Origin of the sequence: Burkholderia oklahomensis C6786 (assembly GCF_000959365.1) — a bacterium.
Taxonomy (GTDB): Bacteria; Pseudomonadota; Gammaproteobacteria; order Burkholderiales; family Burkholderiaceae; genus Burkholderia; species Burkholderia oklahomensis.
Genome location: NZ_CP009555.1, coordinates 3,431,339 through 3,457,236, shown reverse-complemented (window position 1 = coordinate 3,457,236; position 25,898 = coordinate 3,431,339). Strand labels below are relative to the sequence as shown.

24 protein-coding genes, 1 tRNA gene and 1 pseudogene are annotated in these 25,898 nt (G+C 64.9%); 14 read left to right on the top strand and 12 right to left on the bottom strand.

What is annotated here, in order from left to right; genetic code table 11:
• Window positions 1-250 precede the first annotated feature (250 nt).
• A complete protein-coding gene (locus tag BG90_RS15360) occupies window positions 251-1,240 on the bottom strand; it encodes a 2-dehydropantoate 2-reductase (protein ID WP_045568205.1) in 990 nt (329 codons plus the stop codon).
• A gap of 95 nt (window positions 1,241-1,335) precedes the next feature.
• A complete protein-coding gene (locus BG90_RS15355) occupies window positions 1,336-2,481 on the bottom strand; it encodes a helix-turn-helix transcriptional regulator (protein ID WP_010114859.1) in 1,146 nt (381 codons plus the stop codon).
• Between the two features lie 322 nt (window positions 2,482-2,803).
• On the opposite strand from BG90_RS15355, the gene BG90_RS15350 reads away from it, so the two are divergent.
• The 4 genes from BG90_RS15350 to BG90_RS15335 all read left to right on the top strand — a co-directional run bounded on the left by BG90_RS15350 (window position 2,804) and on the right by BG90_RS15335 (window position 7,001).
• Window positions 2,804-3,859, top strand: a complete 1,056-nt coding sequence (locus BG90_RS15350; RefSeq protein WP_010102947.1) for a porin — start codon at window positions 2,804-2,806, stop codon at window positions 3,857-3,859.
• 23 nt (window positions 3,860-3,882) lie between these two features.
• Window positions 3,883-5,070 (top strand): MFS transporter, encoded by a 1,188-nt coding sequence (locus BG90_RS15345; RefSeq protein ID WP_010114857.1) that lies wholly within the window; start codon window positions 3,883-3,885, stop codon window positions 5,068-5,070.
• Between the two features lie 46 nt (window positions 5,071-5,116).
• Window positions 5,117-6,226: a class II histone deacetylase gene (locus BG90_RS15340; protein WP_010114855.1), complete on the top strand. Its 1,110-nt coding sequence runs from the start codon at window positions 5,117-5,119 to the stop codon at window positions 6,224-6,226.
• Between the two features lie 151 nt (window positions 6,227-6,377).
• Window positions 6,378-7,001, top strand: coding sequence for a phospholipase D family nuclease (locus BG90_RS15335; RefSeq protein WP_010114853.1), 624 nt, complete (start codon window positions 6,378-6,380; stop codon window positions 6,999-7,001).
• A gap of 159 nt (window positions 7,002-7,160) precedes the next feature.
• Here BG90_RS15335 and BG90_RS15330 read toward each other — a convergent pair whose 3' ends face one another.
• Together BG90_RS15330 and BG90_RS15325 are read right to left on the bottom strand one after the other, a co-directional pair.
• Window positions 7,161-7,670, bottom strand: coding sequence for an MEKHLA domain-containing protein (locus BG90_RS15330; RefSeq protein WP_232239006.1), 510 nt, complete (start codon window positions 7,668-7,670; stop codon window positions 7,161-7,163).
• An 803-nt stretch (window positions 7,671-8,473) separates the two neighbouring features.
• Window positions 8,474-9,385, bottom strand: a complete 912-nt coding sequence (locus BG90_RS15325) for a LysR family transcriptional regulator (protein ID WP_025989763.1) — start codon at window positions 9,383-9,385, stop codon at window positions 8,474-8,476.
• An 89-nt stretch (window positions 9,386-9,474) separates the two neighbouring features.
• Between BG90_RS15325 and BG90_RS15320 the strand changes: the two genes are divergently transcribed.
• Window positions 9,475-10,821 (top strand): SGNH/GDSL hydrolase family protein, encoded by a 1,347-nt coding sequence (locus BG90_RS15320; protein ID WP_038801942.1) that lies wholly within the window; start codon window positions 9,475-9,477, stop codon window positions 10,819-10,821.
• 3 nt (window positions 10,822-10,824) lie between these two features.
• Complete coding sequence (locus BG90_RS15315; RefSeq protein WP_045568204.1) at window positions 10,825-11,994, top strand: alkene reductase; 1,170 nt, start codon at window positions 10,825-10,827, stop codon at window positions 11,992-11,994.
• A gap of 133 nt (window positions 11,995-12,127) precedes the next feature.
• Here the strand turns inward: BG90_RS15315 and BG90_RS15310 are convergent, their stop codons facing one another.
• Both BG90_RS15310 and BG90_RS15305 read right to left on the bottom strand, forming a co-directional pair.
• Window positions 12,128-12,850, bottom strand: a complete 723-nt coding sequence (locus BG90_RS15310; protein WP_232288873.1) for a phospholipase D-like domain-containing protein — start codon at window positions 12,848-12,850, stop codon at window positions 12,128-12,130.
• A gap of 542 nt (window positions 12,851-13,392) precedes the next feature.
• Window positions 13,393-14,627 (bottom strand): IS3 family transposase gene (locus tag BG90_RS15305; RefSeq protein ID WP_107950792.1). Its coding sequence is split into 2 segments (ribosomal slippage): window positions 13,393-14,273 and window positions 14,273-14,627, totalling 1,236 coding nucleotides; the frame shifts between segments, so codons are not numbered across the junction.
• A 688-nt stretch (window positions 14,628-15,315) separates the two neighbouring features.
• Here BG90_RS15305 and BG90_RS15295 point away from each other — a divergent pair.
• Genes BG90_RS15295 through BG90_RS35140 form a run of 5 tightly spaced genes read left to right on the top strand, consistent with a single transcriptional unit; the run spans window position 15,316 to window position 17,901 of the window.
• Window positions 15,316-15,741: a PAAR domain-containing protein gene (locus BG90_RS15295; protein WP_045568203.1), complete on the top strand. Its 426-nt coding sequence runs from the start codon at window positions 15,316-15,318 to the stop codon at window positions 15,739-15,741.
• Window positions 15,742-15,743: 2 nt separating this feature from the next.
• The gene (locus BG90_RS15290) at window positions 15,744-16,247 is read left to right on the top strand and encodes a DUF4123 domain-containing protein (protein ID WP_045568202.1); all 504 of its coding nucleotides are present in this window, start codon (window positions 15,744-15,746) and stop codon (window positions 16,245-16,247) included.
• Complete coding sequence (locus BG90_RS15285) at window positions 16,240-16,713, top strand: hypothetical protein (RefSeq protein WP_045568201.1); 474 nt, start codon at window positions 16,240-16,242, stop codon at window positions 16,711-16,713. The genes BG90_RS15290 and BG90_RS15285 overlap by 8 nt, the downstream gene beginning before the upstream one ends.
• Window positions 16,598-17,191, top strand: a complete 594-nt coding sequence (locus BG90_RS15280) for a restriction endonuclease fold toxin 5 domain-containing protein (RefSeq protein ID WP_232355209.1) — start codon at window positions 16,598-16,600, stop codon at window positions 17,189-17,191. Before BG90_RS15285 ends, BG90_RS15280 begins: the two co-directional genes overlap by 116 nt.
• A 2-nt stretch (window positions 17,192-17,193) precedes the next feature.
• Window positions 17,194-17,901, top strand: coding sequence for an immunity 52 family protein (locus BG90_RS35140; protein WP_025989868.1), 708 nt, complete (start codon window positions 17,194-17,196; stop codon window positions 17,899-17,901).
• A gap of 35 nt (window positions 17,902-17,936) precedes the next feature.
• Here the strand turns inward: BG90_RS35140 and BG90_RS15270 are convergent.
• Window positions 17,937-18,230, bottom strand: a pseudogene (locus BG90_RS15270) (hypothetical protein); the annotation flags it as partial.
• Between the two features lie 792 nt (window positions 18,231-19,022).
• Window positions 19,023-19,109 (bottom strand) — tRNA-Leu (locus tag BG90_RS15265).
• 228 nt (window positions 19,110-19,337) lie between these two features.
• On the opposite strand from BG90_RS15265, the gene hpnD reads away from it, so the two are divergent.
• On the top strand, window positions 19,338-20,174 hold the full coding sequence (gene hpnD, locus BG90_RS15260) for a presqualene diphosphate synthase HpnD (protein WP_010115884.1): 837 nt from the start codon (window positions 19,338-19,340) through the stop codon (window positions 20,172-20,174).
• Window positions 20,175-20,187: 13 nt separating this feature from the next.
• On the opposite strand, the gene BG90_RS15255 is transcribed toward hpnD, so the two are convergent.
• The 4 genes from BG90_RS15255 to BG90_RS32905 all read right to left on the bottom strand — a co-directional run bounded on the left by BG90_RS15255 (window position 20,188) and on the right by BG90_RS32905 (window position 23,624).
• Window positions 20,188-21,441 (bottom strand): DUF1501 domain-containing protein, encoded by a 1,254-nt coding sequence (locus BG90_RS15255; protein ID WP_025989869.1) that lies wholly within the window; start codon window positions 21,439-21,441, stop codon window positions 20,188-20,190.
• A gap of 82 nt (window positions 21,442-21,523) precedes the next feature.
• On the bottom strand, window positions 21,524-22,936 hold the full coding sequence (locus tag BG90_RS15250) for a DUF1800 domain-containing protein (protein WP_010115885.1): 1,413 nt from the start codon (window positions 22,934-22,936) through the stop codon (window positions 21,524-21,526).
• 209 nt (window positions 22,937-23,145) lie between these two features.
• Window positions 23,146-23,442, bottom strand: a complete 297-nt coding sequence (locus tag BG90_RS15245; RefSeq protein ID WP_010104412.1) for a hypothetical protein — start codon at window positions 23,440-23,442, stop codon at window positions 23,146-23,148.
• The gene (locus tag BG90_RS32905) at window positions 23,442-23,624 is read right to left on the bottom strand and encodes a hypothetical protein (protein ID WP_010104413.1); all 183 of its coding nucleotides are present in this window, start codon (window positions 23,622-23,624) and stop codon (window positions 23,442-23,444) included. Before BG90_RS32905 ends, BG90_RS15245 begins: the two co-directional genes overlap by 1 nt.
• Before the next feature lie 78 nt (window positions 23,625-23,702).
• On the opposite strand from BG90_RS32905, the gene ompR reads away from it, so the two are divergent.
• The gene (gene ompR / locus BG90_RS15240; RefSeq protein ID WP_004192636.1) at window positions 23,703-24,437 is read left to right on the top strand and encodes an osmolarity response regulator transcription factor OmpR; all 735 of its coding nucleotides are present in this window, start codon (window positions 23,703-23,705) and stop codon (window positions 24,435-24,437) included.
• Between the two features lie 66 nt (window positions 24,438-24,503).
• Window positions 24,504-25,862 carry an ATP-binding protein gene (locus BG90_RS15235; RefSeq protein ID WP_025989870.1) on the top strand — a complete coding sequence of 453 codons (1,359 nt, stop codon included), beginning with the start codon at window positions 24,504-24,506 and terminating at the stop codon, window positions 25,860-25,862.
• Window positions 25,863-25,898 lie beyond the last annotated feature (36 nt).

Here is a 25,898-nt window from a genome sequence, read left to right as displayed (position 1 = left end):
GGTGACGATTCGTTCGCGTTTTCCGCGGACTACCGTGCCCGCGTCGAAATTCGGAGAATTGGCCGATTAGCTGATCGACTGATCGGCGACGAACGTCACTCGACAACCTTCGCCCCCCCGCTGCGCGTCGGCGACACGCTCCCGAGCGTTGCCCGCTCCGCCCCGCTCGCGCGGACGAACGCGGCGCCGTCGCGCGGCGCCTTCGAACGAGCCGCCCGCGTCGATCGGCCGCCACCCGCCGCGCGACACGTCACACCCCGGAATTGAACGCACGCTGCCGCAGCAGCCCGAGCACCGCGTCGCAATACGGCGTCGGCACGCCGAGCTTGCGGCCGAGCTCCGGGAACACACCCAGAATCGGCCCGATCTCGAGCGGCCGCCCCGCCTCCAGATCCTGCAGCATCGACGTCTTGAACGCGCCGAGCCGGCGCGTCACCGCGACCCGCTCCGGACCGCTCATCCCGGCCGACAACCCGAGCCGCGCGCCGATCGCGTCGGCCTCCTCCATCATCCGCAGCGCGAGCTCGTGCGTATGCGGATCGTCGAGCAGGCGATCCGCCGCCGAGCCCGTCAGCGCGCTCAACGGATTCATGTTCATGTTGCCCCAGAGCTTCGCCCAGATGTCGGTGCGGATGTCGGCCGAGCGCTCGACGTCGAAGCCGCCCGCCGCGAGCGCGTCGGCGATGCGCGCGGTCGGACCGAGCAGCTCGCGCCGCGGCGCGCCGACGATCAGCCGGTTGCCGAGCCCGCGCGCGACGACGCCCGGCTCGCGCGTCGCCGACGACAGATGGACGACGCAGCCGATCGAGCGCGCAGGCGGCAGCGCCGCGGCCGTCGCGCCGCCCGGGTCGACCGCGTCGAGCACGGCGCCGTCGAGCGGCCCGCCGAAGCCGTCGAAGAACCACCACGGCAGGCCGTTCATCGCGGCAACGATGGTCGTCCTCTGCCCGACGAGCGGCGCGAGGCGCGCGGCGACGTCGGGCAGCGCCTGCGCCTTCAGCGCGACGACGACGTAATCCTGCACGCCGAGCACGTGCGCGTCGTCGCTCGCGCGCAACGCGACCATCGTCTCTTCGCCCGGTTCGCCGACGATCCGCAGCCCACGCTCGCGCAACGCGTCGAGCGTCGCGCCGCGCGCGAAGGCGCTCACGTCCCAGCCCGCGCGCGCCAACGCCGCCGCGAACAATCCGCCGATCGCGCCGACCCCGACGATCGCCGCGCGCACCGGTGCTCGATCCATTTGCGTGTCTCCTCGTTCGATGAAGCGCCGAGCATAGAGCCAAATAGTTGCGGACACAACCATTCCGCCGCGCGGCGCCACGCCCGGATCGCGCGTCAGTCGCCGCCGTCGCGCTCCGCGCCGACTCCTTCCGCAGCGCGATCGATCTCGCCGAGCACGCCCGAGATCTGGCTCTTGTCGTGCATCCCGAGCTTGCGATACGCGCAGCGCAGATAGTGGCGCACGGTGGCGGGCGCGATCTCCATCTGCTGCGCGACTTCCTTGTGCGAGCGCCCTTCGCCGTAGTAGCGGATCGCCGCGAGCTCGCGCGGGCTCAGGCGGTCGAGCAGCGAGCGTGGCCGCACCTCCAGCTGAAACAATCCGGCGACGGGCACGCAGCGCATTCGCAGCGCATCGCCCGAATACGGCTGCGACGCATGGCGGCGCATGTGATCGACGAGCGCGGGCGGCAGCTGCGAGCCGCTCCAGTCCGGCCACTCGGTTCGCAGCACCGCGCCGAAGCCGGCGTCCGCGTGATGCAGCACGCCGAAGTTGTCGCAGATCGCGCGCACCGTCGACGCGGCCGCCTCGCTGCGCAAGCGGCCCAACTGCGCGGCGCGATTGATCGTCAGCGCGGCCGCGAGATGTGGAATGACGTCTTCGTAGCGGCGCGCGTCGTCTTCGGTGAACTGACGATTCAAGCCCTGCCGGTAGATCGACATGAACGTCGTGAGTCCGAAACGACGGTCGAGCGTGCACACGCACATGAGCTGCGCGAGTCCGTACTTGACGCACCAGTCGCGAAACCGGCCGTCGAGTCCCGGCTCGACGACCGACAGGATCGCCGCCTGGCCGTACGCGCCATGCAGGGTGCGATGCGCGAGCGGATCGCAATCGCGCACGCGTTTCCAGTCGGTGAAGAATTCGTGCGGCAGCCGGTACAGATAGCTGTTGTGCATCACGGGGCCGGTCGGCATGTGGTTCGCGACGCCCGTCCATCCGGCGTCGAACGGCAGATAGCGCGACAGCAGCTGGAAAAAACGGCACTCGAACTCGCCGATCGACGCGCGGCTCGCGACCGCATACAGGTCGAGCAGGAACAGGCTCAGCTCGCGCGACGCCGCGCCCGGCGTCTGCGTGACGCCGTCGAAGTCGCGCCTGCGCAGCGCAAGCGGCGGCCACGCGGCTTCGTCGAGCACGATCGCCGCCGGCACGTCGCGCAGCGCATCGATGTCCTGCCGGATCCCCGCACTGATCGCCACCACTGACCGCTCCCTTGCCCGCTCGTATCGCCGGCCTTGTGCGCTTCGATGAGCGATCGATTATAGCCGCCGGCCTTTTTTGAAAACCGCCCGCGCGCAAACGCACGAATGCCCCATCCATTTGAACGGTATCGGTGCGCTGCTGCGCCGCGTCATCCGCGCCGCCGCCCCGCGACCGCGCAGATACACCGGCATGACGGCATTCAGGACGCTTCGAGGGTTTCCCGCACCGTTCATCTGAACGGCTTTGCAGCGGCATTGCCGCTACCGACACTGCGGACGCCCCCACAAAAACGATCACCCGGTTTGGAGAAACGAAGCGATGAGGACGTTCAGGCACATATGCAGACGACGCGCGCTCGCGGCAACCGCGACGCTCGCCGCGCTATCCGGTTCGACGCATGCCCAGTCGACGCTCACGCTGTACGGCGTCGCCGACGCCGGCGTGCAATACCTGTCGCATGCCGACGGCCAAAAAAGCGCATGGCGGCTGCAGAATTACGGAATCCTACCGTCCCAGATCGGCCTGAAAGGCGAAGAGGATCTCGGCGGCGGCTGGCGCGCGCTCTTCAAGCTCGAGCAAGGCATCAACCTGAACGACGGCACGGCGACCGTGCCGGGCTACGCGTTCTTTCGCGGCGCGTACGTCGGCATCGGCGGCCCGGCCGGCACCGTCACGCTCGGCCGTCAGTTCAGCACGCTGTTCGACAAGACGCTCTTCTACGACCCGCTCTGGTACGCGGCGTACAGCGGCCAGGGCGTCCTCGTGCCGCTGTCGGCGAACTTCATCGACAACTCGATCAAGTACCAGTCGGCAACGTTCGCGGGCTTCGACGTCGAAGCGCTCGCCGCGACGGGCGGCATCGCCGGCAACACGCGCGCCGGCCGCGTGCTCGAGCTCGGCGGGCAGTTCACGAGCAACGGACTGTCGGCGAGCGCCGTCGTGCATCAATCGCACGGCACGCTCGACGGCGGCGTCGACCGCTCCGCGCAGCGGCGCGAGATCGGCACGTTCGCCGCGCGCTATGCGTTCGCGTCGCTGCCGCTCACCGTCTATGCGGGCGTCGAACGCCTGACGGGCGATCTCGACCCCGCGCGCACGGTCGTCTGGGGCGGCGCGCGCTATCAGACGAGCGGACGCCTCGGCTTCGCGGGCGGCATCTACCACACCGACTCGCCGACGCCGCAGATCGGCCACCCGACGCTCTTCATCGCGAGCACGACCTATTCGCTGTCGAAGCGCACCGTCGCGTACCTGAACCTCGGCTACGCGAAGAACAGCGGCCGGAGTTCGCAGACCGTCTACGAATACGACCCGACGCCGCTCGCCGGCACGTCACAGTTCGGCGCGATGCTCGGCATGTACCACGTCTTCTGAATCGAGCTTTCGAGATCACGACCATGAAAACACTGCTGCAAGATTCCGCGCTGCCGTCCGCGACGCCGTCCGACGGCACGCCCGTCTTCACGAGCGGCACGCTCGCCGCGCTCGTCGCGTTCGCTGCGATTACGCCGCTCCTGCTGCTCGTCGCGCCCGCCGTCGCGGGGCAGCTCGGCGCGCAGCTCGGGCTGTCGGCGTCGCAGGTCGGCACGTACTTCTTCGTCGAGCTGGGCGCGTTCAGCCTCGCGACGCTGCCGTCGTATCTGTGGCTCGGCCGCATCGACGCGCGGCGCGTTGCGTGGTGCGCGACCGTCGCGTTCTGCGCCGGCAATCTCGCGACGGCCGTGCTGATGCCGGACTTCGTCCCGCTCCTCGCGCTGCGTGCGGTAACGGCGCTCGGCGGCGGCACGCTGATGGTGCTCTGCATGACGAGCGCCGCGGCGAGCGGCAACAGCGATCGCGTCTACGGGCTTTGGGTCGTCGGCCAGTTGATCGCGGGCGCGGCCGGCCTCTTTCTGCTGCCGCATCTGTTCGACGCGGTCGGATTGCGCGCGCTGTATGCGGTGCTCGCCGCGCTCGCGCTGTGCGCGGCGCCGCTCGCGAACCGCTTTCCGGCCGTGCCGCGCGCGCGCCCTCGACGCGTCCACGGTGCACGTCCGGATGCGTCGCGCGCCCCGGCCGCGCTCGCGATCGGCGGCGTGCTGACGTTCTATCTCGCGATCGGCGGCGTGTGGACCTTCGCGAACAAGGCCGCGGCCGCGGTCGGCTTCGACGCGCAGGCGAGCGGCAACGTGCTCGCGATCGCGAGCCTGATGGGAATCGCGGGCGCCGCGCTCGCGTCATACCTCGGCGGCCGCGCCGCGCGGCGCGCAATGCTCTACGTCGGATACGGCATCCTCGCCGCATCGCTCGTCATGCTCGCGGCAATGCCGAACGCATCCGGCTACACGACGGCGATCTTCGGCTTCAAGTTCGCGTGGACGTTCGTCCTGCCGTTCATTCTCGCGAGCGTCGCGGCCGTCGACGCGACGGGACGCCTGATCGCGACGCTCAATCTCGTGATCGGCGCGGGGCTCGCCGCCGGACCGCTCGTCGCCGGGCTGCTGCTCGACGGCGGCGGCACGCTGCGCACGCTGTTCACGATCGCAGCAACCGTGTCGCTCGTCTCGCTCGCGGCGCTGCTGCGCGTCGAGCGCGGCGCGCATTGACGCCGCACTTCGCTTCCCCTTTCCTTCATCGCTTCACCTCATCGCAATGAAAAAAACCGCATTCTTCACCGACGAACGCACTTTCTGGCACACAGGCGGCGCACATGCGCTGTTCTTTCCGGTCGGCGGCTGGGTGCAGCCGCCGTCGAGCACGGGCTACGCGGAATCGCCCGACTCGAAGCGACGCCTGCTGTCGCTCGTGCACGCATCGGGGCTCGCCGCACGTCTCGACATGCCGAGCGCGCCCGCCGCAACCGACGCCGATCTGCTGCGCATCCATCCCGCGCATTACCTCGAAGCGTTCAAGCGCGCGAGCGACGCGGGCGGCGGCGACCTCGGCGAGCTCGCGCCGTTCGGCAAGGGCAGCTACGAAATCGCGGCGCTGTCGGCAGGGCTCGCGATCGCCGCCGTCGACGCGGTGCTCGCCGAGCGCGCGGCGAACGCGTTCTCGCTGTCGCGCCCGCCCGGCCACCATTGCCTGCGCGACAAGCCGATGGGCTTTTGCCTCTTCGCGAACATTCCGATCGCGCTCGAAGCCGCGCGCGCGAAGCACCGGATCGAGCGCGTCGCCGTGATCGACTGGGACGTGCATCACGGCAACGGCACGCAGGCGATTTATTACGACGATCCGCACACGCTGACGATCTCGCTGCATCAGGACCGCTGCTTTCCGCCCGGCTACAGCGGCGCCGACGAGCGCGGCGCGGGCGCGGGCGTCGGCGCGAACGTCAACGTTCCGCTGCTCGCGGGCGCGGGCGACGATGCGTACCGCTACACGTTCGAGCGGATCGTGCTGCCCGCGCTCGACGCGTTCAAGCCGGAGCTCATCGTCGTCGCGAGCGGGCTCGATGCGAACGCGGTCGACCCGCTCGCGCGGATGCAATTGCACAGCGACAGCTACCGGTTCATGACGCACGCGGTGAAGGAGGCCGCGCAGCGGCATTGCGGCGGGCGGCTCGTCGTCGTTCACGAAGGCGGCTATTCGGAGGCCTACGTACCGTTTTGCGGACATGCGATCGTCGAGGCGCTGTCGGGCATTCGCACCGACGTCGCCGATCCGATGCTCGAGCTCGCGATCGCGCAGCAGCCCGGCGAGCGCTTCAACGTGTTTCAACGACAATTGATCGACGAGATGGCGGCGAGCTTCGGCTACTGACGGGACGAAACGAAGCAAGACGAAACGATGCGGCGCCGCGCGGCGCCGTGCGTCTTCATCGGACGACACGAAGTTCTCGGCCAAACGGCGAAAAATCGCGCCGATGCCGTTACACTCTCGTCCTCTTCAGTTTCAAGCGTTCAAGAATCACATGCAGTTGCAAAAGCGGCTCGCCGCCGCGTGTCTCGCCGCCGTTTTCCTGTCTGCTGCGCCGCCCGCCGTCAGCAAGACGAATTCCGAATCGCTGCTTACCCGCCTCTTCGACCTGATCGCCGACGCGCTGCCGTCGTCCGCGAAGGAGGCGCCCGCAGGGCAGGTCGTCGAAGCCGCGTTCTCGCCCGACGGCGGCGCCGAGACGCTCGTGCTAAAGGTGATCGGCGCGTCGCGCGCGTCGATCCGCCTCGCGGGCTATTCGTTCACGTCGCCGAAAGTCGTGCGGGCGCTGCTCGACGCGCATCGCCGCGGCGTCGACGTCGCGATCGTCGTCGACAACGACGGCAATCGCTCGAAGGCGTCGAAGCAGGCGCTCAACCTGCTCGTCAACGCGAAGGTGCCGACGCGCACGATCGACCGCTATGCGATCCATCACGACAAATACATCGTCGTCGACGGCCGCCATGTCGAGACGGGCTCGTTCAACTACAGCGCCGCCGCGGCCGCGCGCAATTCGGAGAACGTGCTCGTCGTCCGGAACAATCCGGCGCTCGCTGCGCAATACCTGAAGCACTGGCAAACCCGGTTCGATCAGGGGGCCGACTATCGGTCGACCTATTGATCGGCGGCTCGCGCGGACGGGCCGCGTGCGCAGCAGCCGCGACAGCAGAAAGCCCGGCGGCCGCCCGAACATGCGATCGCTAAGCGACGCATTCGCCCGGCGATGCGTTCTCGGCGCGCGGCGAACGGCGAACGGCGTCCAGCGAACGGCCGCCGCGAATCAGACGTCCGTCCACCTGCGATAGGTCGCGGCCTGACCCCGATACGTTCCGTCGCGATCGATCAGATTCCAGACGGTGACATCCTCGATCCAGAAGCGCCGTCCCGACTTCGAAATCCGCAAGCCGCGATAGCCGGTCGCGAAGCCACGCGTGCGCACCGATTCGAGCAGCCTCGCGCGTTCTTCGCGATTCGGGTGCTCCGCGGACAGCCGCGAATGCAGCGCCGTCATCTCGTCCCAGCTGTATTCGAAACATCGCTGCACGGTCTTGTTCGCGTAGATGTACCGAGGGTCTTCGGCCGTGTCGTGAGCGAGCACGCAAAACGGCGCGTCCTCGTAGAGCCAGCGCGGGCCGTCCGCATGCGGCACCGCGGGGTCGAGCAGCGAGGCGCCCGTCAGCCGGAGGTGGCTGTCGGCGAGAAGATCGAAAAAATCCGGATCCAGCGCAAGTGAATTGGACATGGTGCAGGTCTGGCAAGGGGGCAAGGGATTGAGGAAGTCGCCCGACAACGGCAGGTGGTGCGGCTGCGCGAACGTCTCGATGAATCCGACTGCAGATTGTGTGCTTGGTTCGGAAGAATGTGCGAAACGATCGGCGGCGATCGCTCGATCGAATGCAACGTCCGGATGCCGCTCGATTCGATACTTCGGACCGCGTGCGAAGGACACGCTGCGAGAGCCGCGCGCGCCGAAGACGTGCTTCGAAGCCCCATCGAACATAAACGGCGGTCCGCGTTCGCTGCATCGCGCGAAGCGGGAAATCGACGAGCGTATTGGCCCCGATCGCGCAGACCGCGCCGACATTCGGCCGGAGCTGACGGGACGCAGTGGAAACGCTTCCCGAGATGAACCAAACGATGCGAGCACCCGACTGGGGCGCCCCGGATCCGATCTCGATCGGCCCGACGGAAGCAGGGAAAGTGTGGATGGTGCGTGAGGCCGGACTCGCCGACGCCCATCCGAATGTGATCTCACGAGGTTATGCGTAGAAATTGCGTAGGCGAAAAAAATTACACCTGCCATCCCAAATCAGTTCTTGCACGTCGTGCGTGATGTCGCAGGAATCGAACTGAACAGCCACCCATGATGCATAGGTCTTTCGCCTTACCCGGCAAGGCCGTGGTCAGAAGGTTACGCCAAAACATACGCTCGATCCTTTCTAGGTCGGCCGTTCCCGACCCATTGCAGCCTGTCGGCGTACTCAAGGTCCACGACATCTATCGATTGCACAACAGTCACTCGCCGAGGGGGCGGAGTCCGTGTGACAGGCGCTTGACCGATAGAGACAACATGGCGGGCGGCTTTGGGGCAGTCTAGAACCGACCGAGATCCACCCTGTCTGCCAGAAAGTCCAGTAATGCACGCACCCGGAGCGGCAGGTAGCCGCCCTGACCGACATAGACGGCATGGACCTCTTCAACGTCGCCCGGATTGCAGTTCTCAAGCACCGGCAGCAACCGGCCGGCAACGATGTCGTCGCGTACCTGAAAGGCGGCCAATCGTGCCAGCCCCACACCAGCCAGAGCCAGATGGCGTAACGCTTCGCCATCGCTGGCTTGGGCGTTACCAGTTACCGGAAGCACGACATCTTCGTTCGCGTTTCGCAGCGGCCAGCCCGACCGCGCTCGCGCGTAGTTCGCCCCCAGGCGATTGTGTGCAAGCAGTTCTTCCGGTGTAGCGGGCATGCCATGGCGCGTCAGGTAGCCTGGTGCGCCTACGATCACCATGCGCGTGTCGCCCAGCTTGCGTGCCAGCAGGTTCGAGCTTTTCAGCGGGCCGGCGCGCACGGCCACGTCGGTACGTTGCTCCAGGATGTCGATGACCTCATCGGTCAGCACGATGTCGAGCGTCACGTCTGGATGAAGTTCCAGGAATTCGGGCACGAGTGGCAGCAGGAAGTGGTGTCCGAAGGGGACGTTGGCGTTTATGCGCAGGCGGCCGCGAGGCGTGGTATATGCGCTCGCGCATCGTTCGGCTTCTTCCAGGTCGGCCAGGATGCGCACACCGCGTTCGTAGAACGCGCAACCTTCGGGGGTGAGCTGGAATTGCCGCGTGGAGCGGTTGACCAGACGCGTACCCAGGCGCTGCTCCAGCCGTGTAACCAGTTTGCTGACTGCCGAGGGCGTCATGCCACAGGCGCGTGCGGCGGCGGAGAAACCGCCCAGCTCGATCACGCGCACGAACACTTCCAGTTCGCCGGATCGGTTGACTTCCAGACGAGCCACGATCCTCTCCCCGTGAATTCAATTCACAAATGCTGTTCCTGTGACTGGTCTATTCTACATTGGTCTTTGAATTCATTATTGCTGCATCAATGGCCAATGAATTCACCGACATGACAGAACCCAGAAAACCTCTTCCCGTTTCGGCAGCACTGCCCCTGGCACTGGCGGCTGGCATCGTTACGACCGTCGCACCGGCGATGGCGGCCTCGCCGGCCTGGGTTGCAACCTGGCAAGCCAGCCCGCAACCGGTCTGGGGATCGGACTTCCTGTTTCCCACTAATGTCCCGCCGGTACTGCACGAACAGACCGTGCGGCAGGTAGCGCGTGTCAGTTTGGGCGGCCAACGCCTGCGCATCGTGTTGTCCAACACCTACGGCCACCAGCCGCTTACCGTAGGCAGGGCTACGGTCGCACGGCCCAGGCAGGACGGTGAGGTCGTTGCGGGCAGCCTGCGTACAGTGACATTCGGTGGTCGAGAAGTGGCGAGCGTCCCTCCCGGCGCCTCATGGGTCAGCGACCCGGTGGCCTTGCCAGTATCTGCACGGGCACAGGTAGCGGTAAGCATTTATTTGCCGAAAGTCACCCCGATGAGCACGTTCCATTGGGACGGCCGGCAGACAGGCTGGATCGTGCCTGGCGATCAGAGTTCGGCCCTGACATTGACGAAGGCGGATGGCGCCATAGAGAGCACAACGGCCCGACCACTGTTGACGGGAATTCAGGTCGAAAGCGAACAAGCCGCGCAGGCGGTCGTGGTGATCGGTGACTCCATCACCGATGGCGCGGCAGCCAGCCTCGACAAAGACAGCCGCTGGCCGGACTTCCTGGCTGCCCGACTGGCCCCGCACGGTGTTGCAGTCGTCAATGCTGGCATCTCCGGCGCGCGCCTGCTGTCCGATGGCATGGGAGTCAACGTGCTGGCGCGGCTGGATCAAGACGTGCTGGCGCAGCCGGGCGTGCGCAGCGTGATCGTTATGGTGGGCATCAACGACATTTCCTGGCCTGGTACTGCGTTCGCGCGGGATGCGCAGCGCCCCTCGCTGGACGCCCTGACGGCAGGCTATCGTCAACTTGTCGAACAAGCCCATGCGAGGGGTGTGCGCGTGATCGGCGCCACGCTGACGCCGTTCGAGGGCGCGTTGCCCGGTACGCCGCTGGACAACTACTACCAGCCCGCAAAGGACATCCTGCGCCAGGAGGTGAACGACTGGATTCGCCACAGCGGCGTATTCGATGCGGTCGTTGACTTCGATGCGGCCTTGTGTGACCCCACCCATCCAACCCGGATCGCTGCGCGCTACGACTCTGGCGACCATTTGCACCCCGGTGATGAAGGCAATCGCGCGATGGCCGAAGCCGTCGATCTCGAAGCATTGCTGCCGGGAATCGATACCTCGCACGACGAGACCTCACCCAAGACCTCACGGGAGCGTTGAACCATGCTGTTCACACCATATCGCCTGGGAAACCTGGAACTGCCCAACCGTATCGTTATGCCACCAATGACCCGCTCGCGTGCGGGAGCGGGCAATGTGGCCACTACGCTGATGGCCGAGTATTACGCCCAGCGCGCGTCGGCCGGCTTGATCGTCAGCGAGGGCACGCAGATCAGCCAGCAGGGCCAGGGCTACGCCTGGACGCCAGGCATCCACACACCAGAGCAAGTGGCAGGCTGGCGAGGCGTGACCAACGCCGTACGTGCCGCTGACGGGCGGATATTCGCGCAACTCTGGCATGTCGGGCGCGTTTCGCACGTTTCGCTGCAACCTGGTGGCGCTGCGCCGGTGTCATCCTCGCCGCTCGTGGCTGACGGCGTCAAGGTATTCATCGACCCCGAAGGAAAGGGACCGCAATCGGGTGTTGGAGAGATGGTGCAGCACTCAGCGCCGCGCGCCCTATCCGAAGCGGGAATCGCCGAGGTGGTGAAGGATTTTGCCGCTGCTGCACGCAACGCGCTGGAAGCCGGCTTCGATGGTGTGGAACTTCATGGTGCCAACGGGTACCTCATCAACCAGTTCATCGACTCTCAGGCCAATTCGCGCACCGATGCTTATGGTGGTTCGTTGTCCAACCGGCTGCGTCTCCTGCAAGAGGTCACTGAAGCGGTAGTCGCGGTGGTTGGGAGGGAGCGTATCGGTGTACGGCTGGCACCGCTGACCACGCTGCAAGGTGCCGTAGATGACACGCCACAAGCTACTTACCTGGGAGCGGCAAAGATACTCAACGATATCGGCGTGGCGTATCTCCACATCGCCGAAGCCGATTGGGAAGATGCCCCAGATATGCCCGCGGCCTTCAAAGAGGCGCTACGGCTGATCTACGATGGCACGCTGATCTATGCGGGCAAATACACCCTGGAGCGCGCAGAAGCCGCGCTGCGCAATGGTTGGGCCGACCTGATTGGCTTTGGTCGGCCGTTTGTTGCCAACCCTGATTTACCTGCGCGCCTGCGCAACGGCCGTGCGCTCGCTGCGCCCGATTCCAGGTACTTCTTCGGAGGAGCGGCAGCCGGCTACACCACCTATCCTCGCTCGTTGCACAACAACGCGCCGAGCGAGGAAATTCCGTGCGCCAATACGACCGCGTTAAAAGAGGGCATCCATCGCTGATTCACCCGAAGCGCCATACGTCACGCCAATGAAGGCTGTTGTTTATCCCGAAACGACCGTCGAACGTCTGCATTTACTATGCATGTCAATGCCCGCTTCTGGCCGGTAACCGCCGCTATGCCACTTTTCGACACTATCTCTTATTTTGCGATTTGGATGCTGCTCCGCCTAGAGCATCGGCAGGTTTTGAATTATCTTGGCTCGTTGCAGCCATATGCTCCCTGATCAATTCAGTCTGAAAGCGTGTGATCGAGTCGGGATCGGTGATTACGCAGGCGGTATTGTTCTGAGCTTTATAGCCCAAGCCACCTGCCACAGGTTTACTGCCGGCACGAGTTATGAAGATCCCTTCCCCTGTTGTAGACCAATTTGTCGACCCTTCGAGAGCAACCCGTCCGTCGGCCACGAATCCCTTGGTATGGCTAATCTGATGGGTGAGCGACTCGCCAATCGCAAAGTGTGTATTAAGCGCCGCCGCATTCTGGATCAAGTCTTTGCTAAGAATGCCTTTCTCTTTCACGCCTTTGGCTTGCGATCGGTCAAGCGTTACTAGCATCGTGACTGACTGGTCTTCCGCCAACTGCATCAGGATATCGTTGAGCTCCGGGTCATCGTAGCCGAACATATTCAGATATAGCGACACACTCACACGCGAGAGGATATGCTTAAGGATGTCGTGAACATCATCCCTACCGACATAAAACAGATGAACGTCGTTGCTGGCGTTCTCTGAATAAGCGCCCTCAGATGTGTACTGCTGTAGGTCCAAAAGATTGAACGTTTGTAGAGTTTGCTTTGGATCATCAATAACGTTGGACGCACTAACCGTCGACTTACGTAGCTTCTTGGCAGGCATTTTAGATACCCCCTGAAAGACGAAAAAGCAAGCACGACCCACGTACAAACTTTGTCACGTACCATGGGCAACGTCAAGTAAGCTACGCACCAATAAATTCGATGTTCGAGTTCAGCCATACCTACTAAAACTAGTAGGTCTACGAATTGCCAGACGCACTACCCTCAATATGGGATTTCTATCCTCAACACAGCGTTCTACGTCATCTTCACACGCGCGGGCTAGACAACGTCGAAAACTCCACTCCGACGTGTCATGCATGCTATCTTCCCTCTCAACTTGTGGAATTGTCGTACATGAAACGCAACTTCTTCGAGGACAGCTATGAACTCCACGATAACCAATGCCGGCTACGGCGTATGGAACAGTACGATTGACGTCACGCAACAGGTTCAAAGGCAATACGCCAGTGAACGCGCGTTTTCCTCGCCAGCAATCAGTACGGCGATCCGCCCCCCCAGTCAACACAAATATCTGTACATATTCTGGACTACTGGTAACAGTGTGGACTTGCCCCTGCATGACCGGACACGCGGTCACGCTTAGGTTGGAGAATTTGCTTGCTGGCGAAACTCGCGCGGCGAGCAGTATTTCAAGGCGCTGTGCGGATGCGACTCGTTGTAGTGGTCGAACGCAATGGCCAGGTTCTGCAGCGCCGTTCGGGCGTCGGGCTTGGGCATCCACGAAACGTAATCGCGCTTCATCGTTTTGACGAAGCTCTCGGCCATCCCGTTGCTCTGCGGACTTCTGACGGGTGTCGTGACCGGCTTCAGGCCGATTTCACGCGAGAACGTCATTGTCTCGTCGGCAATGTAGCAGGAACCGTTGTCGCTCAACCACTCGATTTCGCTGTCAGCCTTCAACGCACCGGCGAAACGGTTTTCGACCGCCTGAAGCATCACGTCGCGCACCATGTCACCGGTGTAACCGCCGGTGGTCGCAGCCCAGCTCATGGCTTCCCGGTCGCAGCAGTCCAGTGCGAAGACGACGCGCAAAGGGGCACCGTCGTCGCAGCGGAATTCGAAACCGTCCGAGCACCAGCGCACGTTGCTTCTGTCCACCGCGACCTTGCCATCGTGCCGACGCGTCGATGGGACATGACGAGGTCGGCGTTCGAGCAGCAGGCCGTGGCGACGCATGACGCGATACACCCGCTTTGCATTGACGCGAGGTTGGCCCAGCGCGTCCCGGCTTCGCCTCAGCAGCGCCCATGCGCGCCGGTAGCCGTACGTGGGCAGGTCGGCAACCAGCTCTCGCAGTTCGGTGACGAGCGGCATGTCATCCAGAACGGGCGTCTTGCGCCGGTCGACCCACTCAGCAGGACGCTTCGACTTGACCGCGAGATTCGCGCGCGACACACCCAGGACTTCACAGACCGTCTTCAACGGTCGTCCCCCGGCAGCAATGGTGAGCGCGCAATCAACTTTTTTGCTCGACCGTACTCCACTGCTTCGCGGAGAATTTCCACTTCCATCGTTTTTTTGCCCAACAGCCGCTGAAGTTCGCGAATCTGCTTCATCGCTTCGGCCAGGTCCGATGCCGGAACCACCTGTTCGCCAGCACTGACGGCCGACAGGCTTCCATCCTGATAGAGCTTGCGCCAGCCGAAGACCTGGTTGGCATTCACCTGATGGCGACGGGCAACACCGGAAACTGTCGCGCCGGGCTCGAACGTCTCGCGCACTATCGCGAGCTTCTCCTCGACAGAACGCCGGCGGCGCTGCTCCGGCTGGGTCAGAACTTCGACCGGTTCTACGTTGTGGTTAGGCTTAAACATAGGCAGAAGACTACCTCATAATTTAAGCGTTACCACGTGTCCGGTTTTCGCGGGGGCTGCTCCACAGTGGGAATCAATCGGGCGTGACCGGAGAAAGTGATAATCACGGCATTACAATCCCATAAGCGCATGTCATGCGAATCGGTTCCCCAATGAATGAACCGATTCGCCACTCCGCGCTGTTGCAGCCGTCAGCACACCATTGCCCGCGAATTGTGGCGACTGATCGCGAACATGAAGTGGGTTTGTCCGATCTTCACTTCAGCAGCGTCGCTTACCTGCGGCTACGGCACGTTCAAAGTTGCGAAAGCCGCTCGCGAAGATCCCAGATTGGTACGACGGTCGACCAACGAGGAAGGGAAATTAGACCCACATAGGCCTTTCCAAAGACTGCGCGATCTGCGCCGAAACGAGTTGTACAAATTCGGTTGGGCAGCCATAGAGCGCATACGGCCACACCCATAAGGTCGAATGTTCGATCGGCGTGCATCACGGTCAAGGACCAGTGGGTAACGCTGCTTTGGGATGCCCGTTCGATCTATGACGAGTACAACGCTCCTCTGCTCAGTACCGCGAGACACCACGCAACTGACAGAACTGGCAGGTGTTGCGGCTGCACAACCGTAACAGTCGTCCGCCGGGCATCCTCAATGGTAAATTCGCACGCAAATTCCCATGAGAGGGCCCTGTGGTCAAGCGCGCGATCATCTGCGTCGGCGACACGACGACGCACGGCGGCAAGGTGCTCGAAGGCTCGCCGACGTTCACGCTCAACGGACGCAATGTGGCCGGCGTCGGCCACAAGGTACTTTGCCCGCGCTGCAAAGGCGTTTTCCCGATCCTCCCCGATCTGCTCGGACGCCGCTACCCGCACACGATTGGCGACCGCGACACCGCCGTCGAGGGCATGCGCACGGCCTGCGGCGCGGAGCTGATCGCGTCGCAGGGCACGGGAACGATCGACGATGTCGGCTCGGGCGAACGCGGGGATGGTGGTTCGCCCGGCGGATCGGTGGCCGCAGCGACGGCCGCGGTCGCCCCTTCCCCTACGCTCTGCCTCGAATGCCTGAAGGCGGCGGCGAAGAATGCCGCGACGATGGTCGCACGCGGATGACCATGACGCCGCCGACCATCGAAGCGCATTTCGAGATGCGCCGCCAGCAAATCACACTGCCTGCGCGGCTCTTCGCGGTGGTCGACGCGCTGCTCTTCGCCGAGGCGTCAGACGCCCCGCCGCTGCGTCGCGCGAACTATTCGATTGCGCTCTTCGACGGCACGCCCGACGCGTCGCTCGCCGATCACGGCCCGTGGCTGATCGACTACGCGCTCGCGCCGGGGTCGATCCGGCGCGTGCTGGCCGAGCTCGCGGCCGGGCCGGTCGGCATGTCGTGGCTGATCAGCGCATATCCGTTCGAGCGGCTGGCCGCCGAGCTGCGCGAGCACCTCGACGTGCGGCTCCCGAACGGTCACACGGCGCTGCTCCGGTTCTACGACGCGCGCATCATGCCCGACATCGCGCGCGTAATGAGCGCCCCGCAGCGCACGCAATTCTTCGTCGCGACGTACGACTGGCTCGTCGAGATCGACGGACGGCTGACCGGAGTGCATCCGCATGCTTGAACTGACCGCTGAACAGGTCGCCGGACTGGCGGAAATCGACGAGCGCGGCTTCGTCGAGCGCGTTCGGCAGGATCTCGTGAAGGAGAATCCGGCGTTCGCCGATGACGGCAGCCTGTCGTCCCGGCTTTGGACCGCGTATCGCGCCGCACGCGCGTTCGGTATTCAGAAAGACGAAAATATCGTCGCGTTTCTGAGGCTCGAGGCGTATGCGCCAGGCTTCTACGAAAAGCCCGCGACGAAGGCGTGGATCATGCGCCCCGGCCGCTCGGCCGACGCGCGTTTTCATGATTATCTACGCGTCATCAGATGGCGCATCGAACACCCAGACGGAGGGCTGGAACATGGCGGGATTGGTGGTTCCGATCGTGGAAGCGGCGGCGGTGGAGCTTGGTCCGATCTTGGCGCGCGTTGGCGTCGCCTTGTTGGGCGGGGCGACGGCGGCGGGAACGGCGAGTCTGTCGGGTGACACGCCGAAGGAAGACAGCAAGGCGACGCCGGATGTGCGGGCTTTGCCGCGCACCGGAGAGAGCTGCAAGAAGTGCCCGCCCGAACAAACGGGCACTCCTGTGCGCCGCCGCTACCGGATGAATCGAGAGCCTCGAGAGTATCAAGGAAGAATCACCGGCCGCCCCTACAGCGTCGAGGAAGGGTGGAGCGAGGAATGGAACTGGTACAACGTCGACTTCGACGGCTTTCGGAGCGACGAATGTCTGCTACAGGAAGCAAAAGGCGACTATGACCAGTTCTTCAGTCGCAGTACGAAGAAGCCTTTCAGGTGGTTCAAGGGGTTCAGCAAAATTACTCGCGAGATCGAGGTGCGAGCGATGGTGATACACGCGAACCCACCGACGAAGCTGAAGTACTATTTCCAAACACCGCTCACGATGTCCTATTTTCGGACCACGCTCGCGGAAAATGGCATTCCTTTCGTTGTTACTGGTTGAACATGAAAATTACGTCCCGATTCAGAGATCCTCTGCACGACGCGGCTGATTTGCCCGTGGTTTTCGAGCAACTCGGAGCGATTGCAAAGGCGATTCACGCACGTGCCCCCGCTCTATCGACATGGTACTTGACTGGCGATACGAAAGAGGAAGCGCACCTTTACCCCGCCTTCGAAAACTGGAAGCCGACCACGCCCGCGCTAGCTGTCCTGAGGACGGAGTTTTCGGATGCGCCCCATCAGCCGCAAATCATATCGCTTTGGGACGGAGGCGACGATGAGAGTACCGGCGCAACTCTGACCTTTCTCGTTGCCGCAAAGGAACGCCCGAAGAAGATTGAAGCGGATTTCAATGACGAGTCCGTATTTAGTGCCGACCAAGCGATAGACGTCGTCAGAGACATCACTCAACTGACGTCCCCGGCTTACGTCACCGTCGAGCCGTTCGGGTATGTCGACAAGCAAGTTTTCGACGACAAGCCCGGCGTCGGCTGGATGCTCTATTTGCCGAAGATCATCACGCAACAGCAGGTTCCCGAGGCCCGCGCGCTGATTCCCGTACCCGCCAAAGGTAAACAGACCGGCACGATCATCGTCAGCGTCACGGACGCCCCGTTCTCGGTCGACAACCCCGAGCACATCGCGATCGCGAACCGCATCGAGATCCGGCTCGTCGATCAAGACCTGCTCCCCGCCTACGTAGATATCTGAGCCAACCGGCGCGATTATCGCGCCGGCTGCATTCATCAAAACAACTCGGCCGGCTCGGCTGAATCGTTCCAACTGGAAATAACCAGCTCGCGACGCTCGACGCCCTTCCCCCCGCCCACCGTGCACTGAATCGGCGCGCTCTTGATGTGAAAGCCGTCGAACACCCGCCGAATCTCCGGATGGTCATTCGGGCTGACGATCGCCCGTCCCTTGATCGATCGCAACCGCTCGGCCATCTTCTCGTACTCCGAGAACGGAAACGCGACGCCGTACCCTTCCGTCTCGAAGTACGGCGGGTCAACGTAGAACAGCGTGTGCGGCCGATCGTAGCCCAATAATCTCCCCGGAGCGCATGGCGGTTTCGATCGCAAACAAGAACGCAACGGCAACGCACTGCGATGCGATGCGAACCGGACTGGCATGCCATCCTGAAATCCAAGCGCAAGTGTCATCGCGTCAATTTCGGACTGTGAGATAAGGCGTTCGCGGCCGGGCCCAGGCGTTGGTCGCTTGATCTCCTTCATGGGTGACGATGCAAGCCAACCCCATTCTTTGCGCGCAGTGTCGAGCGCATGAGACAACAGGGTCATTTCACGGTTAACGCTTGCCGGCGATACTTCTTTCAAGCGCTCGTCACGCCATGCAGCAACGTGCGCAGGCTTCAGATCGGCGAGGCGAATTTCGGCGAAGGGGGCCGTCCATTGATTTTTTTTCGGCCGATCAGAGCAAGGCGAAAGCGCTCCCACTGCTCGCCACGCTTTTAGGACTTACCTTATCGCGGTACTCCGCAAGCACGTCACCAACCGTATGGGTCTTGCTGCCTTGCCCGGTCGCGATCGACCTCAATTCAGTCTCGCGCTTAAGCGCCCAAGCTTGCGCCTCGTGTCACGAACGGCTGAATCCCGCACGCTTTTAACGTAGACCTCCGCGCGCCAGCCACCAGCCGCTGTCTTTCTGAACGACGCCATGCGTAGCCCTCTGCGTAATTTATGCGTAGTGAGGCGTAATTTAGCGTGTTTTAGAGTGATGCTTTGGAGGGGAGAGGCAGGCCCGAAAAGCAACGCAAGTCATTGAAAACAAATGCCTTATGGTGCCTTATGGTGTCGCTTGAAGATACTTGATGGTGCGTGAGGCCGGACTCGAACCGGCACACCCTTGCGGGCGTCAGGACCTAAACCTGGTGCGTCTACCAATTTCGCCACTCACGCACGCGAAAAATGCTGCGCCGAACGGGCCTGCGCGTCGCTGCCGCGACCGCCCGAAAAGCGCGAGCGCGAGATTCTAACCGATCTCCCTACGCTTGTCTCTAGCGGCCGGCCTTTCCCTTGCCGCGATGCTAAAATTCGCCGATGTCCGCGCGCGGCGGCCGCGACGCCGTGCCGTCGAACGGCCCCGCGCCCGTCCGAGCCGATCTCGCCCCACTCGTTCCCGTCCCCGTGAATTTCGACGAATACTGCCAGCAGAAAGCCGCACCGCCCGGCTCCAGCATCTACTATGCGCTGCGCCAGGCGCCGCTCGCGCGCCAGCCGCTCGTCGCCGCGCTTTTCGCGCTGCGACGCGAGCTCGAACAGACCGTGAAGGAAGTCAGCGATCCGACCATCGGCCACACGAAGCTCGCGTGGTGGCAGAAGGAACTCGCCGCACTCGCGGCCGGCAATCCGTCGCATCCGGTATCGCAGGCGCTCGCCGCGCACCATCCGGACATCGCACGCGAAGCCGACGCGCTGCAGACGCTCGTCGCCGGCTACGGGATGGATCTCGAGCAGGCGCGCTATCTGGACTTCGCGAACCTGCGCCGCTACGTCGACCACACGGGCGGCACGTTCGCGGAGCTCGTCGCGCGCGCGAGCGCGAGCCGGCCGGCCGCGGACGGCGCGCGCTGGGCGCAGCCGCTCGGGCACGCGCTGACGCTCGCGCAATTCGTGCAGGATCTGGGGCAGGACGCGCGCCAAGGCCGCATCTACATTCCGATCGACGAACTGCAGCGCTACGGCGTGACGGCGGCCGACCTCCTCAACCGCCGCTACAGCTCCGCATACACCGAGCTGATGCGCTTCCAGGCATCGCGTGCGCGCGATGCGCTCAACACATCGCTGTCCGGCATCCCCGCCGACGAGCGCCGCGCGCAGCGCACGCTGCGCGCGCTCGGCGCGCTCGCGCTCGCGGTGCTCGACGAGATCGAGCGCGACGGCTTCCAGGTGCTGCACCAGCGGCTCGCGCTCACGCCGATCCGCAAGCTGTGGATCGCGTGGCGCGCCGCGCGGCGCCGCTGACGCGCGCCGCCCGTCACGCGCGCAACAACGGCAGCGGCTCGAAGCGCTGCTGCAGGACGCTCGTCGCGTCGAGTCCCCACCACGGGCCGAGCACCGTCGCATAAAGCTGACGGAAGTCGACCGCGACGGGCAGGTTGCCGTTGCCGTCGAGCCGCGCGAGCGCGGGCGGCGCGCCATACAGGCCGCCGCGCACGCGCCCGCCCATCACGAAATGCGGCGCGGCCGTGCCGTGATCGGTGCCGTTGCTCTGGTTCTCCCGCGCGCGCCGGCCGAATTCCGCATACGTCATCACGAGCGTGTCGTTCCAGCGCCCGAGCTCGGTCAGTGCCGAGCGCATCGCGACGAGCCCTTCCGCCAACTGCTTCAGCAAACCCGCCTGCTGGCCGGGCTGGTTCTGGTGCGTGTCGAAGCCGCTCAGCGTGAGGCGCAGCACCGCGATGCCCTGCCCCGGCATCGGCGTGCGCTGCGGCGTGTCGCACGCGGCGAGCACCTGCATCGCGGTCTTCACCGACGTGCCGAACGGCCCTGACGGAAACGCGGTCGCGAGCGCGGGCGTGCCCGCGTGCGGACGCAGCCGGTCGGCTGCCTTGACGATGTCGTTCTCGACGTCGATCACGTGGGCGAGCGCGGGATTCTGCTCGCGCAGCGACACCGGCTGCACGAGCCGCGCCTCGCGGATGAACTGCGCGGGATTGACGAGCGCGATCGCGCGCGCGCCGTTCGCGAGCGGCCCCATCTCCGCGCTGCCGAGCACGACGCCGTCGGCGGCGAAGCCGGGCGGCACGCGCGCCTGCGCGAACGCGCGCGTCAGCCAGCCTTCGCGCAGATACTGATCGGCGCGCGACGCGGTATCCCAGATCTCGATCGAACGGAAATGCGACAGGTTCGGCTGCGGATAGCCGACGCCTTCGACGATCGCGAGCCGTCCGTCGCGCCAGATCGGCACGAGCGGCGCAAGCGCCGGGTGCAGCGCGCCGCGCTCGTCGAGCTGCACGACCTGCTCGCGCTTGACGCCGATCGTCGGACGCAGCGAGCGGTACAGCGGGTCCGCATACGGGATCACCGTGTTGAGCCCGTCGTTGCCGCCCTTCAGCTCGACGAGAACCAGCAGGTTCGAATAACTCGCGGCGCCCGATGCGCCCGCAAACGCGCCGCGCGCGGCCGACGCCGCGCCGGCCGCCGTGGCCGCGAACGCGTGCGGCATCGAGAGCGATACGCCCGCCGCGCCAGCGAGACTCGCCAAGGCCAGAAAATCGCGTCGTTTCATCCTGCTTTCCTCGTTCTACGTTTGACGCGCCCCGCGGATCGCCGCGTCGCGCGGCATCGCCTCGTCGTCGTTTCCATGTTCGTCACTTCAGTTGATACGCCGGGTCCATCAACAGTGCCTGCAAGTACGCGCTGCTCGTCGCGCCGGCCTCGATCGCCGCGACGGGCGAAATCGGCAGCACCGCGTGCTGCATCTGCAGCTCAGTCGACAGGTCCGGCTGCGCCTGCGGCTTCGTCCGATACGCGGCGAGCCACGCGTCGAGATCGAAGCGCATTCCTCGCCGCTCCGGCGCCGGTTTGCCTGCCATGTCGTGGGAACCGGGCGCCGCGCGCATGCCGGACGCCTCCGTCGCGCGCATCATCTGCTCGACGAACTGCTTGCGCGCAAGCAGCGTCGAGCTGTTGATCCAGATCGCGCCGCCCGGCCAGCCCTTCACGTTCGGCGGATAGAAAAGAGGCTGGCCGAGCGCGCGCAGCGTGTTCGCGAACGGCGCGGCGTCGCCATAGCCGACGTCGAAGAGCCGCACGGTGCCGACCACGAACTCCGCGGGCGACTTGACGAGCACGCCGCGATTGCGATCGGCCCAGAACGCATCCGACGACAGCAGCCCCGCGAGCGCCGCCTTGATGTCGTAGCCGCTCTGCCTGAATCGCACGGCGACGTGCTCGACGACGTCGGCATCGGGCGTATCGGAGACGAACTCGCGCCACAGCTTCGCGGCGACGAAACGCGCGGTCTCGGGACGGGCGAGCAGGATGTCGAGCACCGCGTCGCCGTCGAAGCGACCGGCTTCGCCGAGCACGGTCTTCACGCCGTCGTCGTGAACGTTCGGCCGGAACACGTACGCGAGCGTGTCGGGATCCAGCCCCCAGCCGGTGTACGCGCGCGCGGCCTCGGACACGTCGCGCTGCGTATAGTGGCCCTCGCCGAGCGTGAAAAGTTCCATCACCTCGCGCGCGAAGTTCTCGTTCGGCCGGCCCTTGCGATTGCTCGCGCCGTCGAGATACTGCAGCATCGCCGGATCCTTCGCGACGCCGTGCAGCATCGCGCCGAAGTTGCCGAGCGCATCGGCGCGCAGCAGCGCGTTTTGCGCCGCAATCGTTTGCGGAAACGGTACCTTGTCCTGGCCGGACGTGAAGTGGTTGTGCCAGAAGAGCGTCATCCGCTCGGTGAGCGGCGACGGCGTCACGAGCATCTCGCGCACCCACCACGCGCGCAACTCGTCGTAGCGGCGGTTGCGCAGTTGCTGCTCCGCGCGCCGCTCGTCGGGCGTGAACGCGGCGCGCGCCGCGCGCGACGGCGGCAACTCGCGCACCCAGTCGGGCGGCGGCGTGACGCTTTGCGTGCGCGTGCCGTCGAGCAATTCGGCGAGCGCCTGCGCGCGCGTCATGCCGACGAAATGCGCAACGTCGCGCGGCGGCGGCGAGAAGCCGGTGCGCGTCAGCAGGAAGCGCGCGTCGTCCGCGTCGAGAAGCGTCTGCATCGCGGCCGGCATCCGGTCCGCCTTCGCCGGGGACCGCCCGGCCGGGCTCGAATCGCTCATCGTCGACCGTTCTCCGAAAGAGGAAAACCACGGCAGCTCGCGCGGCGCGCGAGCGTCGGTGATGGCGATTCAACGGCTCGCGGCGACGCGCAGTTGACGATCGAATTGATACGGAGTTTTTCAGGGCGGCAAGCGCCCGACGACGCGCAGGATTTAACGATTCAACGCTTGTAAAGTTCGCGGACCGCGTCTTCGATGTGCTGGCGCAAGAGATGCCGTTCTTCCGGCGTCATGTGGCCGTCGCGGCGGCGCTGATCGAGATCGGGCGGAACGGCGGCCGAGCGGGACGGGGGCTCCGCGCGATCGGGCGACGCGGGACGCGCCGGTGCGCCCTTGCCGCGCGGCACCTTGTGCGACGACGCGGCGCCGCGATCCGGGCGCTGCGCACAGGCGAACTCCGAAGCGAGGACGCCGACGCATGCGAGCGCCAGCACGAACGCCATCTTCGTCGGCCGCATCACTGGCCTCGCCTCTTTCGTCGTTTTGTTCCCTTCGTCACGCGGCAACCGGCTACCTTTGGCACACGAACAAACCCTGCGAGAATCGGGCGTGCAAACCATGTAAATGTTAAGTGGAGGGAGTATCCACCGAATGTCGTCTTCGAGTAAAGGAGTCTGTCGCGACTGTCTTTACTCGGCACAATAGCGCGGGTAAATTTTGTAACTGACTGTAACCCGTCGAAAGCCGCAACCGCGCGGTTTTTCCTAATCGCGATAAGATGCCACTCATGGAAACGAAAAACCCCTCGAAAATTCTCGTCGTCGACGACGACCCGCGCCTGCGCGATCTGCTGCGCCGCTATCTCGGCGAGCAGGGCTTCAACGTATACGTCGCCGAGAACGCGACGGCGATGAACAAGCTCTGGGTGCGCGAACGTTTCGATCTACTCGTGCTCGACCTGATGCTGCCTGGCGAGGACGGCCTGTCGATCTGCCGCCGCCTGCGGGGCAGCAACGACCGCACGCCGATCATCATGCTCACCGCGAAGGGCGAGGACGTCGACCGCATCGTCGGCCTCGAGATGGGCGCCGACGACTACCTGCCGAAGCCGTTCAATCCGCGCGAGCTCGTCGCACGCATTCACGCGGTGCTGCGCCGCCAGGCGCCCGCCGAACTGCCGGGCGCGCCCTCCGAGACGACCGAGGTGTTCGAGTTCGGCGAGTTCTCGCTGAACCTCGCGACGCGCACGCTCACGAAATCCGGCCAGGAGATTCCGCTCACGACGGGCGAATTCTCGGTGCTGAAGGTGTTCGCGCGCCACCCGCGCCAGCCGCTGTCGCGCGAAAAGCTGATGGAGCTCGCGCGCGGCCGCGAATACGAAGTGTTCGACCGCAGCCTCGACGTGCAGATCTCGCGCCTGCGCAAGCTGATCGAGCCGGATCCGGGCAGCCCGCGCTTCATCCAGACGGTGTGGGGTCTCGGCTACGTGTTCATCCCCGACGGTGCGGCCTGATTTCCGTTTCGACGCGGCACACGCCTCCGACGCCACGCCTTTGACGCCAGTTACACAGCCAGTCCTATGCGTATCGACCGGCGCCTTTTGACGCTCGTGTTCGGCGGGCTGTTCTGGCGCACCTTCCTGCTGATCGCGCTGTTGATCGCAGTGAGTCTTGCCGCGTGGTTCCAGAGCTTCCGGGTGATCGAGCGCGAGCCGCGCGCGCAGCGCGTCGCGCTGCAGCTCGTCGCGATCGTGAAGCTCACGCGCACGGCCCTCCTCTATTCCGATCCCGACCTGCGCCGCGCGCTGCTGCAGGATCTCGAGAGCAACGAGGGCGTGCGCGTCTATCCGCGCGAAAAGACTGACAAGTTCAAGCTGCAGCCCGACGAGTCGCTGAACCGGCTCATCGAGCACGACATCCGCAGCCGCTTGGGCGACGACACGGTGATCGCGCAATCGGTCAACGACATCGCCGGCGTGTGGATCAGCTTCAAGATCGACGACGACGACTACTGGGTCGCGCTCGACCGCGATCAGCTCGACACCGTCACCGGCCTGCAATGGGCGGGCTGGGGCCTGTTCGCGCTCGCGCTGTCGCTGTTCGGCTCGGCGTTCATCACGAGCCTCGTGAACCAGCCGTTCTCGCGGCTCGCGCTCGCCGCGCGCAAGGTGGGCTCCGGCCAGACGCCGGAGCCGCTGCCCGAGCGCGGGATGGGCGTCGCCGCCGACACCAACCGCAGCTTCAACCAGATGGTGCGCGACCTCGAGCAGCTCGAGGCGGACCGCGCGCTGATGCTCGCGGGCATCTCGCACGACCTGCGCACGCCGCTCGCGCGGCTGCGCCTCGAAACCGAGATGAGTCCGTCCGACCAGGCGACGAAGGACGCGATGGTCGACGACATCGAGCAGATGGACCGCATCATCGCCGCGTTCATCGACTACGCGCGCCCCGCGCAGCGCACGCCGGAGCCTGTCGATCTGTCGCACGTCGCGCGCGAAGTCGCCGCGCGGATCGTGAGCGAAGATGGCGTGCAGCTCGACATACGCCTCGCGCCCGCGGCCGTCATCGAGGCGGACGAGACGGACATGCGCCGCGTGATCGGCAATCTCGTCGAGAATGCGCGCAAGTACGGACAGAGCAAGAAGGACGGCATCGCGCGCATCCTGCTCGAGACGCGCGTGACGCACGCGCGCGTCGAGCTCGTCGTCGCCGACGAGGGCCCCGGCATCCCCGAGGATCAGCTGCCGCTCGTGATGCGTCCCTTCTACCGCGTCGACACCGCGCGCAGCAAAGCCGACGGCACCGGGCTCGGGATGGCGATCGTGCTGCGCCTCGTCAGTCGCTATCGCGGCACGCTGCGGCTGCGCAATCGCACGCCCGACGCCGGCCTCGAAGTCACGCTGGAGTTTCCGAGCGCGAAAGCGCGTGCGGCCGCGTGACGCACGACGAATCCCTCATCCGATGGTCGAACCCTA